This is a genomic window from Streptomyces sp. ALB3, assembly GCF_044385685.1.
Classification (GTDB): Bacteria; Actinomycetota; Actinomycetes; order Streptomycetales; family Streptomycetaceae; genus Streptomyces.
Window position 1 is genome coordinate 153,066 of the sequence record NZ_JBISCE010000004.1, and the last position, 11,356, is coordinate 164,421.

General features: G+C 71.6%; 10 protein-coding genes. 6 read left to right on the top strand and 4 right to left on the bottom strand.

All coding sequences use genetic code 11. The annotated features are described in order from the left end of the window. Positions 1–495: 495 nt before the first annotated feature. Positions 496–1,869 carry a cellulase family glycosylhydrolase gene (locus tag ACHFIV_RS06095; RefSeq protein WP_398964466.1) on the bottom strand — a complete coding sequence of 458 codons (1,374 nt, stop codon included), beginning with the start codon at positions 1,867–1,869 and terminating at the stop codon, positions 496–498. Between the two features lie 748 nt (positions 1,870–2,617). Here ACHFIV_RS06095 and ACHFIV_RS06100 point away from each other — a divergent pair. The 4 genes from ACHFIV_RS06100 to ACHFIV_RS06115 all read left to right on the top strand — a co-directional run bounded on the left by ACHFIV_RS06100 (position 2,618) and on the right by ACHFIV_RS06115 (position 5,951). Next, complete coding sequence (locus tag ACHFIV_RS06100) at positions 2,618–2,842, top strand: hypothetical protein (protein WP_398964467.1); 225 nt, start codon at positions 2,618–2,620, stop codon at positions 2,840–2,842. 124 nt (positions 2,843–2,966) lie between these two features. Then, entirely contained in the window at positions 2,967–4,022 is a 1,056-nt protein-coding gene (locus ACHFIV_RS06105; RefSeq protein WP_398964468.1) for a sigma-70 family RNA polymerase sigma factor, read from the top strand. A gap of 262 nt (positions 4,023–4,284) precedes the next feature. Next, positions 4,285–5,322 (top strand): NAD(P)/FAD-dependent oxidoreductase, encoded by a 1,038-nt coding sequence (locus ACHFIV_RS06110; RefSeq protein WP_398964470.1) that lies wholly within the window; start codon positions 4,285–4,287, stop codon positions 5,320–5,322. Next, positions 5,319–5,951: an SAM-dependent methyltransferase gene (locus tag ACHFIV_RS06115; RefSeq protein ID WP_398964472.1), complete on the top strand. Its 633-nt coding sequence runs from the start codon at positions 5,319–5,321 to the stop codon at positions 5,949–5,951. Before ACHFIV_RS06110 ends, ACHFIV_RS06115 begins: the two co-directional genes overlap by 4 nt. A gap of 151 nt (positions 5,952–6,102) precedes the next feature. Here ACHFIV_RS06115 and ACHFIV_RS06120 read toward each other — a convergent pair whose 3' ends face one another. After that, a complete protein-coding gene (locus ACHFIV_RS06120; protein ID WP_398964474.1) occupies positions 6,103–6,717 on the bottom strand; it encodes a YceI family protein in 615 nt (204 codons plus the stop codon). Between the two features lie 232 nt (positions 6,718–6,949). Here ACHFIV_RS06120 and ACHFIV_RS06125 point away from each other — a divergent pair, with 232 nt between their 5' ends. Next, complete coding sequence (locus ACHFIV_RS06125; protein WP_398964476.1) at positions 6,950–7,474, top strand: hypothetical protein; 525 nt, start codon at positions 6,950–6,952, stop codon at positions 7,472–7,474. A gap of 176 nt (positions 7,475–7,650) precedes the next feature. Here the strand turns inward: ACHFIV_RS06125 and ACHFIV_RS06130 are convergent, their stop codons facing one another. Then, entirely contained in the window at positions 7,651–8,337 is a 687-nt protein-coding gene (locus ACHFIV_RS06130) for an SDR family oxidoreductase (protein ID WP_398964478.1), read from the bottom strand. 103 nt (positions 8,338–8,440) lie between these two features. Here ACHFIV_RS06130 and ACHFIV_RS06135 point away from each other — a divergent pair, with 103 nt between their 5' ends. Further along, entirely contained in the window at positions 8,441–9,001 is a 561-nt protein-coding gene (locus tag ACHFIV_RS06135) for a TetR/AcrR family transcriptional regulator (RefSeq protein ID WP_398964480.1), read from the top strand. A 124-nt stretch (positions 9,002–9,125) separates the two neighbouring features. On the opposite strand, the gene ACHFIV_RS06140 is transcribed toward ACHFIV_RS06135, so the two are convergent. Continuing rightward, positions 9,126–10,337 carry a glycoside hydrolase family 64 protein gene (locus ACHFIV_RS06140; protein ID WP_398964484.1) on the bottom strand — a complete coding sequence of 404 codons (1,212 nt, stop codon included), beginning with the start codon at positions 10,335–10,337 and terminating at the stop codon, positions 9,126–9,128. Positions 10,338–11,356: the final 1,019 nt, after the last annotated feature.

The following is an 11,356-nucleotide window of genomic DNA, read 5'->3' on the forward strand; positions in this document are numbered from 1 at the left end:
GTTCGTGCGCCGGGGGTCGCCGCCCCCGCCGCACGCGGCCAGGAGGGGGACGGCCGCCAGGAGCGGTGCCCATCGCCGTCTGCGTGCCAACGCCGTGATGTCCATGCCTGCTCGTCTTCCCGTCCCCGGTCGTCCCATGGCACACGTTCGTGCGCGGCCCTCCCCTGGACGGGGCGGCCTCACCGGCGCCCGCGCTCCCGGCGGGGCGCGGGAGCGAAGCCGTCGTACGGGAAGTCCTCGTCCCACTCCGGTTCGGCATAGCTGGCGGGGGCGTGGGTGCTACGGCCGCTGTCGGTGACGAAGGGCGTCCGGGAGGACGAGGGCCTGCGGCTGCGGCTGCGCTCCCGTTCGGGTTCGGGCTCGGGTTCGAAGGCTCCTACGTCGACGGAGCGCCGGGTCCTCCTCCGCGACGTCCTCTCGTCGGCGGAGCCGTCGAGGTAGCTCGGGGCGACGTGTCGAGGCGGGGCTCCGGACCGGCCGGAGCCCCGCCCGGGGTCAGCTCGTGGGGAAGCTGTCGGGAGTGCTGATCCGGCTCTTGAGCAGGGCCCCGGACTCGGTCAGGACGCCACTGCTGCTGTAGTCACCGCCGTCGCAGGTGCCCGGCCTGAACGCCGCGCTGCTCTCGGGGGCCTCGCTGTAGGTCCAGTTCGCGTAGCTGATCTTCAGCTGGTCCAGCAGGTCCAGCCAGGACGTGGTGCTCGCCCGGTCCATCGTTCCGCCGCCGGTGGCGGTCACCGTGCCGAACTCCGACACGAACAACGGCAGTCGTGAGGCCGCCCGGCTCACCGCGGAGCGGTAGTTGTCCTTGTGGCTCGCGGCGTAGAAGTGGAACGCGTACATGATGTTGGAGGCGTTGACGGGGTTGTTGACGACCTCGCTCTCGCTGGAGCCGTCCGAAACCCCCAGCGAGGACCAGCCCCGGGTGCCGACGATGACGACGGCGTCCGGGTCGGCGGCCCGGATCACGGGGATGACCTGCTCGGCGTAGTTCTTGATGGCCGACCAGCTCACACCGTTGGGCTCGTTGGCGATCTCGTAGATCACGTTCTTCTTGCCCGCGTTGCGGGCGGCGACGGAGGCGAAGAACGTCTTCGCGCGCTCGAGGTTGTAGTTCGGGTCGCCCGGCGTCAGGGTGTGGAAGTCGATCACCGCGTACATGCCGCGGTCCTCGGCCATGTCGACCAGGCTGTTGACGCGGCTGGTGAACCCTGCGGGGTCGGTCTCGTAGCCGTCCTCCTGCACGTACATGGCGATGCGGAACAGGTCCGACTTCCAGTCGTTCGCCAACGCGTCCAGGGACGCTGCGTTGTAGCACCGGTCGAACCACTGGATGCCGTGCGTGCTCATGCCGCGCAGCTGCACGGGGCGGTCGTACTGATTGCACAGGTTCACGCCGCACACGTGGAGTTGGCCGTTGACGTCCACGGGGGTGCCGTCGGCCGGGACGGGCGGGGGCTCCTCCTCGAGCGAGCCCGTACAGGCGACGCCGTTGAGCGTGAACGCCGTGGGCTTCGGGTTGGAGCCGGTGAAGGTGCCCGTGAACCCCACGTCCGCCGCCGCGCCGGTGGCCAGGGTGCGGTTCCAGTCGGCGCCGGCGACGGTGACCGCCGAGCCGGACTGCGACCAGGTGGCGTTCCAGCCCTGGGCGACCCTCTGTCCCGCGTCCGGCATGGTGAAGCCGAGGGTCCATCCGGTGACGGGGGCGCCCAGGTTGGTGATCTTCACTCCGGCCTGGAAGCCGCCGGTCCACTGGCTGGTGACCGTGTAGTCGACCTTGCAGCCGGCGGCGGCCGCCGCCGGGGGGCTGAGTGCTGCTGTGAGACCCAGAACTGTCGCGAGGGTGGCAAGTAAGGCACACAGGCGTTTCATGGCGTTCCTCCTCGTGCGAAGTGGACACGGTGGGGGGTGGGAGCGCTCCCAATCCCATCGGCCCGAGACCGTACACGGTGCGCCGATGTGCGTACAGACATGCGACGGGCTTCGGCGGAACACCTGCGGAAGGCGGCGGGCCGGTGCGACCGGGCCATCGGCGGGAAGCCCTGGCCTCCAGAGCCTGGTCAAGCGGGGCGCGGAGTTCGCGACGGGGGTCTCCGGGGCCGATGTGCCGTGCGCGATGCGGTGCCGACGGCGGGCGGGGGACGTGAACCCGAGCTGAGGGCCAAGGGTCCCCGGCCTAGCTCCCGGCGGGGCCGCGCCCCCTCCTGCGACAGATCTGCACACCGTGCACGCAGGCGGCACGCGGCCCCCGGCGACTGCCCACGCCCGGCCTCGATCCAGCACGCCCGTAGCCGCGCATGTCCCTTTCGCGGCGTCTTGAGGAACCGGCCGCCGGAACGTCCGTCGGTCGATCAGGTGAAGAAGCTGTACCGGTCCCCAGGAGTTGTGTGACCGCACGGGCCCTTCTGCCGCGAATGCTTTACGAGGGGAAGCCGGGCGGGTGGCCTGTCGGCACGCTTACGTGCTTACATCTTCCATATCGCGGAAGCCGCACGACAATTGGCCGCGTCCCCAGGTGGGACCCGGTGAACCGGCGGCAACCGCGAAAGCGGCAAGGGCCGGAATTCCTGACGGAGCCGTCCCGGGCCATTTCAGAATTGCAGCGAAAGGAATTCACCTCATGAGCTCCGCCCCCCAGGTACAGACCCAGGAAATCTCCGACGCGGACCTGGACAACGTGTCCGGTGGCCTCGCCGGCGCGGTGTCCCTCGACGCGCCGCTCGTCGGTGGCGTCGCGGGTGGCGTCAGTGCCGACCTGCTGGACGTGGCGTCGCTCTCCGGCGCCGTCGGCGCCAACGTGCTGGGCGTCGCCGGGCTCGGCTCCGCGGCCACGCTGTCGGCCTGATCCGACGCACGGCCCGTGTGTCCGTATGCCCCGATGCCGACCAGGCCGCGGGGCGTACGGGCCGTGGGGCGGCATGATCAGGCGCACACCCCACCCTGAGACCGAGGACCAGAGGGCTTTGCACGTGAGGGACCCGCGTACCGCGCGTCGACCGAGCGGACCTGGCAACCGCTGGGAGCTCGTCTGGAGCCACAGGGACGAACTGCTGGAGATCGCGCGCAGTCGCTCGGCGAGTGCCGAGGAGGCCGAGGACGCCGTCCAGGAAGCGATGATCCGTGCGGTGGAGGACCCCGGCGTCCAGTACGGCCGGGTACGCGCGTGGCTCAGACGCGCCACCCTGCGCGCGTGCGCCGAACGGCACCGGCAGGTCGCCCGCGAGGCGGAGCTGAGCCGGAGCCTCCACGCCGCTCCGGTCGAGCCCCTCCTGGTCGAGGAGGTGGCATGCGACCGGGCGGAGGCCCGGTGGCTGGCCGCCCGCAGCGAGGAACTGCTGCCCGCGCGGCAGGCTGAGGCGCTGCGGCTGCACTCCCAGGAGCTGGACGTCGGACAGGTGGCCCGGGCGATGGGGCTGAGCTACCGGGCCACCGAGTCGCTGCTCGCCAGGGCCAGGCGCGCACTGCGCCACGCTCTGGCCGGGGGGCTCACCCTGGCCTTGACCCTGTGGCCGGCCGTGCGGAGGTTCCCGCGCACGGGCGTCAGCCGGCAGGCGGTGGCGGCGACGGCCGCGGCGACGGCCGCCGTGGTGGGTGTGGCCCTGCCCGCAGGCCCCTCCCTGCGGGCGGAAGCCCGGCCTCCGGCGGACAGGCCCGAGCGCGCCGCCCCGCGAGCCGTGGACCCTCCCGCTCCCCGGGGGCCGGCCGAACGTTCCCGCGCGGCCTCCCCCTCCCCGGACCCCGGTGACCGGAAGGGCCAGGACACCTCGCGGCCCGTGACCGAAGAGCCGGCGGAAAGGGGTGAACCGCGGAGTGCGGCAGCCGTGCGGATATCGATCGGAGCCGGCACGCATTCGTCCGTGCTGCCGTCGACGGCCGTGCGCGTGTCGATAGCGGAACTGCCCGGGAAAGCGACCGTCGCCGATGTGCCGGAGAATTCAGCGCCGCCGGTCGGGATATCCGTCGAAGGGCTCACCGTGCCGGTCGATCCGCGCCGGACGGACCGTCAGGGAATTCTCCCGCGCTGAGCGGCCGATAAGCGGACACGCGGGCGAAGCCGCTCACCGGGAGCGGGCGCGGTGCCGGCCGTGGATCGGTGCCGGCGAACGCGTTCCGGGCGGCCGGGTGCGTGGCCGCCGGGGAGCTCGGAGTCGCGGAGGCGCACGGCGTCGGGATGCGCGGAGACCGCGACGCACCAGCAGCCCCGGGCTCGATTTTGCCGCTTCGGCAAGTAAGTTTGTCGAACTGGTCCCACGGGCGCACCATCTCCCCCAACAGGAGGTGATCCGCATGAGTGGGACCGACCAGCGGTACGACGTAGTGGTGATCGGCGGTGGGGCCGCCGGGCTGAGCGGGGCGCTCGCGCTGTCCAGGGCGCGGCGTTCCGTGCTCGTGATCGACGCGGGCAGCCCGCGCAACGCCCCCGCGGCGCACGCGCACAACTATCTGGGCCGGGAGGGCGTGCCGCCCCTGGAACTGCTGGCCATCGGCCGGGGCGAGGCGGCGGGTTACGGCGCCGAGATCGTGCAGGGCCGCGCCGTCTCGGCGGAGAAGCTGCCCGACGGCTTCCGGGTCGTGCAGGAGGACGGGAGTACCGTCCACGCCAGGCGGCTGCTGGTGACGACCGGGATCGTCGACGAGCTGCCGGCGGTCGAGGGCCTCGCCGAGCGCTGGGGCAGGGAAGTGCTGCACTGCCCGTACTGCCATGGCTGGGAGGTGCGGGACCGGCCGGTCGGTGTTCTGGCGCTCAGTCCCATGGCGGTGCACCAGGCGCTGCTCTGGAGGCAGTGGACCGATGACGTGGTGCTGTTCCGCGACGGCCGGCCCGACTTCACCGACGAGGAGTACGAACAGCTGGCGGCCCGGGGCGTCTCCGTGGTCGACGGCGAGGTGACCGCGCTGGAGATCACCGAGGACCGGGTCACCGGTGTGCGGCTGGCCGGGGGCAAGGTGATCCCGCGCGAGGCGCTCGTCGTGCAGCCGCGGTTCACCGCACGGTCGGCGGTGCTGGAGAGCCTCGGGCTGGTGCCCACCGAGATGGTGATGGGCGACCACGTCATCGGCACCTACGTCGCGGCCGACCCCGCAGGGGCCACCGACGTGCCCGGCGTCTGGGTGGCCGGTAACGTCGCCAACCTCATGGAGCAGGTCGTCGGAGCGGCGGCAGCCGGGCTGAAGGCGGCCTCGATGATCAACATGGACCTCGTCACCGACGACACCCGGCGCGCGGTCGAAGCCCGCCGCGCCCCCTTCTCGGCCGACGCCGAGCGCCAGGTCACCGAGCGCGTGCTCGGAGACCGCCGTCACGGACTTCAGGAGATGCGATGACCACCGACAGCACCCGCACCGACGCCGAGATGTGGGACGACCGCTACCGCGAGAGCGACCGGATCTGGAGCGGTGACCCCAACGTCGCCCTCGTGCGCGAGGTGGCGGGCCTCACGCCGGGCCGCGTCCTCGACCTGGGGTGCGGCGAGGGCGCCGACGCCGTCTGGCTCGCCGGGCAGGGCTGGACGGTCACCGCCACGGACATCTCACGTGTCGCCCTGGAGCGGGCGGCGGTGCACGCCGCCGAGGCCGGTGTCGCCGACCGGGTCGACTGGCAGTGGCACGACCTGGGGGCCTCGTTCCCCGAGGGGGAGTACGACCTGGTGTCCGCCCAGTTCCTGCACTCGATGGGCGACCTGCCCCGCGAGAAAATTCTGCGCAGGGCCGCCGCGGCCGTCGCCCCCGGCGGTGTGCTCCTGATCGTCGGGCACGCCGGTTTCCCGTCCTGGGAGCACGACCACCCGGACATGGAGCTGCCGACCACCGACCAGGTGCTCGCGTCCCTCGAACTCCCCGAAGGCGAGTGGGAGGTGCTCCTCAGCGAGGAGCACGAGCGCATCCAGAACGATCCCGACGGCAACCCCACGACCCGCACCGACAACGCGCTGAAGGTCCGCCGCCTGCGGTGACCGGGGCGCATCGCGGGCTCGGCCCCGGCCGCGGAAACGGCGACGCTTTCCGGCCAGGGATGACAAGTGCCTCCGGTCCCGCCGGGAACAGCCGAGCGCCCGCCGTCCTCCCCCGAAGGGGAGAGCCGGCGGGCGCGCTCGGTCCAGCGGCTCAGGCCTGCGGAGCGGCCTTGACGGCGGAGATGTCGAGGTTCAGCCGGACCTTGTCGCTGACCATCACACCGCCGGTCTCCAGGGCGGCGTTCCAGGTCAGGCCCCAGTCGGAGCGCAGGATGTCGGCGCTGCCCTCGAAGCCGACGCGCTCGTTGCCGTAGACGTCGGTGGCGGAGCCGTGGAACTCCAGGTCGATGGAGAGCGGACGGGTGACGTCCTTGATCGTCAGGTCGCCGGTGACGCGGTAGGTGTCGCCGCCGAGCTGCTCGGCCCGCGTGGAGCGGAACGTCATCAGGGGGAACTTCTCGGCGTCGAAGAAGTCACCGCTGACCAGGTGGCCGTCGCGGTCGGCGATGCCGGTGTCCACGCTGGCGATCCTGACGTCGATGGAGGCGGAGGAGCTGGAAGGGTCGGAGCCGTCCAGGTGCAGGGTGCCCTCGTGCTCGCCGAACGAACCGCGCACGTTGGTGACCATGGCGTGGCGCACCGTGAAGCCGATGCTGCTGTGGGCCGGGTCGATCGTGTAGGTGCCGGTCAGGGCGGCCAGCGCGGGGTCCACCGCGAGGGTGGCGGTGGTGGACGGGGCGGTGTTCCTGCGGTTGAACAGAGCCATGGCTCCTCCTCGGGGGACGTGTCCAGACGGATGGCCGTCGACGTTCTTGTTTAACCTTCAACGAGTTTGACTGTAGACCCATTTTGTTCAAAGTTCAACATCAAGGGTCCAGGCCCTTCCGGAAGTCGCGGAAGGGGCGCTGCCGGGGCGCGTCACCCCCTGGCGGACGCGCGTAGAGCTGGGGCACTATCTCCCTGCCCCCAAAATTGTCATGAGCAGGAGGATTCCCCCCATGCTGACCCGTCCCAGACTCCGCTCGGCCCTCACCGCCCTCGCCCTGGTCCTCGGCGCGCTCTTCGCGCCCGGCGTCGGTGTCCTGGGCGGCGGCGCCACCGAGGCGCACGCCGTCACCAAGCTGACCCACTCCCAGGCGACCTCCCGCTTCAGTTCGTCCGGGATCACCTGGTCGTCCTCAGGCGGCTGTTCCAACCGCAACGTCCCCACCTGCACCTCGTTCGACCAGCTCAACCTGACCAGCGCCCAGGGCGCCCAGACGCTGAGGAGCGCCACGGGCTGCGGGCTCAACATCACGGGGGGCACCGAGACCGGACACGCGGGCGGCACCTACTCGCACTGGAACGGCTACAAGCTGGACTTCGGCAAGACCACCTGCCTGACCAACTACGTGAAGGGCACGTTCACCTACATCGGCGTACGGGGCGACGGCGCCCCGCAGTACCGGTCGGGCTCCGGCAACGTCTACGCGGACGAGGGCAACCACTGGGACGTGACGTACTACAACTGCGGCGGCTGCTGACCCGGTGACCCGGCGCCCTGCGCTGCTCCCCGCGCGCACAGAAACGCCCCCGTCCACCGGACGGGGGCATTTCTGTGTGCCGCGGCCTGGGGGCGGGGCTGCCTGCGGGACCGTCACGCTCCCTGGATCCACCCGCCGGGGCGGCCGGGGCGGGCAGCGGTCCGGTGGCGTGCGTCCTACGCCGCGTGCGGCGAAGCGGCCAGGCTCCGCCTGACGTACCGGGTGGTCTCGTCCGCGAGGACCTCGGACAGTCCGGCCTCGACACCGTCCAGCGCCTGCGCCGCCACGCCGGCGGGGTCGGTCTTCTGGTCGGCGGGCACACCCGTGGCCATGTCGGTGTCCATGTAGCCGACGTGCAGCGCCGAGACGGCGATGCCCCTGGGTGCGAGTTCCTCCCGGGACGCGTCGGTCAGTGCCCACGCCGCCGCCTTGGCCGCCGCGTAGGACCCGAGGCCGGCGGGGTGCAGCCAGGAGAGGACGGACAGCACGTTGAGCACGGAGCCGCCGCCGTTGCGCTCGATGACGGGGGCGAACGCCCGCGTCACGGCGAGGGGGCCGAAGAAGTTCGTCTCCATCTCCAGGCGCACCGCGTCGAGGTCGCCCGCTATCAGGGGCGTGGCGGTGGAGATGCCGGCGTTGTTCACCAGCAGGGTCGCGTCCGACGCGGTCCGGGCCGCCGCCCGGACCGACTCCTCGTCCGTCACGTCCAGCAGCAGGGGGATCACACCCGGCAGGTTCACCGTTCCGGGGCGGCGGGCCGCCGCGTAGACCGTCGCTCCCCGCTCGACGAGCTGGGCTGCCAGATGCCGCCCGAGCCCCCGGTTGGCGCCGGTGACCACCGCGACCGCGTCCTTCAGTTCCATGTCTGCTCCCGGTGCTGCGGGCGTGGAGCCCTGTTAGATGATGACTGCAATCTAAGCCTGGCCTAGGATAGATTGCAAACGACATCGAAATGGGAGGTGGCTGATGGGCCGCGTGTCTAAGGCGCAGGCGGAGGAGAACCGCCGACGGGTCGTGGAGACCGCCTCCCGGCTGTTCCGGGAACAGGGCACCCACGTCAGCGTCGCCGACCTGATGAAGGCGTCCGGTCTGACCCACGGCGGCTTCTACAAGCAGTTCGCCTCCAAGGAGGCACTCGTCGACGAAGCCACGGCCCACGCGTTCGGCGAACTCACCCGGCGCCGCGACGACGGACTCGAGCAGTACGGCGGGCGGCGCGAGGACGCCCAGCGGGCGCTGATCGACACCTATCTCTCCGTGGAGCACCGCGACAGTGCGGCGGACGGGTGCCCCGCTGCCGCGCTCGCCACCGACATGGCGCGTGAGTTGGGAGCCCTCGAGGCCCGCCGCGCGTACACCGAGGGGGTGGGTGACTTCGCCGAGTGGCTCGCCACCGAGGACCAGGAGGGCGTCACCCGGCTGTGCACCATGCTCGGCGCGCTCGTCCTGGCCCGGGCCACCAAGGGCTCGCCCCTCTCCGAGGAGATCCTCACCACCGCGCGCACGGCTCTGACGGCACGGAGCTGAGCCGGCGCCGTGGGAGAGGCGTGCCTACGGGCCACCGGCGCGCGGCGTCGCGCGCACGGCACAAGGATCCGCCCCGCCGGCCGCGGCAGCGGACGACGGGGCGGATCGTGGGCGGTGGGGGACGTCAGGAGCCCACGCTCACCGTGAAGCGGCGGGGGTTGCCGTCGTGGGCTGCCCCCGACACGTCCGGCTCACCGTCAGGGCGCACGTCGTCGTAGGGGAACGCGTAGCCGATCGGTGCGTTGGCGTGGACGACGCGCGACCAGTGGTTCGTCACCGCGCCCTTGTAGTAGTCCGCCACCGTGGTCCCGTTGGGCTGCTGCGGGTGGCTGAGCATGATCGAGCGGTTGAACCCCGCCGCGATCCGTGCCAGCAGCGCCTTCTTGTCGTCTGAGTCCCCGGGGTTGTTCGTGAAGGGGCCGTGATTGCAGGTGAAGACGTCCTTCGACGTCGGCTTGACGAACGTGTGGCCGCCCTCGAAGGTCAGGGTGTCCCCGCTGACGCGGCCAGCCAGGGTGCCCCGCCCGCCTTGCAGGTCGATCCGCAGGTCGGTGGAGCGGTACTTCTCCCAGACCTCGTCGATCTGCGCGGTGAACAGATCCCTGAACGGCATCTGGTCCGGCCGGTCGAAGAACGGGGCCATCAGGTTCTGGGGCGAGACGACCCGCAGGACCTGCCCGTCCGGGCCGCGGGTGACCAGCTTGTCCCAGGGCTGCCCGTCGGAGGCCGCCTGGGCGGTGAGGTCGTCGGCGATGCGCTGGACCGCGCCGTCCGGGAGGGGGGCCACCGTGTGCGTGCCGTCGCCCTCCAGGGTGAGCCCGATCGGCAGGGCGGTCACCAGGTCGACGTAGCTGATGTTCGCGTACAGCTGCTGCGGATTGAAGGTGAACTCGCAGAACGACCAGGTCCTGCCGTAGTTCGGGTCCGTGGGGGTCGCGAACGCCGGCTCGACCAGGGACGGCCCCGGGTTGAGGTAGAAGTCCAGCTTGTCGTCGCGCACGAAGTACACGCGCGCCCCGTACATCTGGGGCAGGGTCAGGACGACGGGCCCGGCGCCTGCGGCTTTCAGGGGGATGGCGCAGTCCACCGGCAGGGGGGTCTGCGGCGCGCCGGGGGAGTCGGGGCGGTAGACGCTGCCGTCGGGACGCAGGAGCACCCAGCGGTCCGTGCCCTGCTCGTGGCCGGTGACGTACGCGTGCACCGTGCCGGGCAGGGAGCGGTTCTCCAGGGCGAGTTCGCACGTCGCGGGGGCCGCGGACGTGCGCGGGCTCAGGGCGCTGCCCCAGACCGGGTAGGTGAGCGCGGTCGCGGAGGCGGCGGCGCCCGTCAGGAACATTCTGCGCGAAATCACGGAGTAACTCCCGGAGTGTGGGGGGACGCAGGCAGGGGTCAGGGAATGCTGTGGGGAGGTGGGACAAGGGGGGCTGCCTGCGGTGCGCACCACTCTTGCGACGCCTCCGGTGAGCGTCAAGAGTTATGACTGAGAGCGCTCTCAAGAAGTTGCCGTTCTTCACAACTCGACGCGTCGAACCGGGATTTGGCCACTCCTGGTCGATCACCGCATGCGCGGAGTGAACAGGAACTGAACGCGACGAGCGCAGGGCCCGGGGCAGTTGGCGGGGTGCCGGGCCGACCGGGTCAGGGGGGCGGGCGCGCGCCGTCGCGGCATCACCGGCCGTCGGCGCCCACTCGGACGGAAGCCCTGCCGCGCCGGAGCCGGTCCTGACGTCCGGGCGGCAGCCGGTGACGTACGCGACCGGCCGGGCACCGCGCCCGGTGCCGGACGGCCGTATGCTCGCGCCTGCGGTACGCCTCCTGACGGAGGGCGGCAGGGCGGTATCCGGAACTCTCGATCGGCGGGACGGGCGGAGGAGCAGCTCCGTCGATCGCGGGACGTCCGACGAGTGGGAGGGTGCGTGCGGGTCGCTCCGGTCCCGCCGGGGGAGGACGGGCATGCGCCCGGCGTGTCGACGGGGGTCGCCGTGCGGGACCGCCCGTGGGAGGGGTCCGTCCGGTGCCGACCCCTGCCATTGCGGTACGTCCAGTCGTCCGGCCCGGTACATCCGCGGCGTGGCGCGCGCGCTCCTGTGTGGCCGGGGCCACATGTACGGCTTTGTCGGAGACCTACAATGCCGAAGCTCTGTGAGCTGGCGGATGGGTTACATGGCGCAGTGCTTCTGTCAGGTGCCACCAGGAAACGGGGCAGGAGACTGTCCGGAGTCGACGGCAGGGTTTGCGTGGTCGAGTTCGTAGGGTCGACGTATGACCGTTGTGGACGAAATCCCGGGCGAGCCGAGCGACACGCGTGGCCGGGTGGCCGAACTGCTGGCGCTGCGTGAGCAGGCCCGGCGTGGC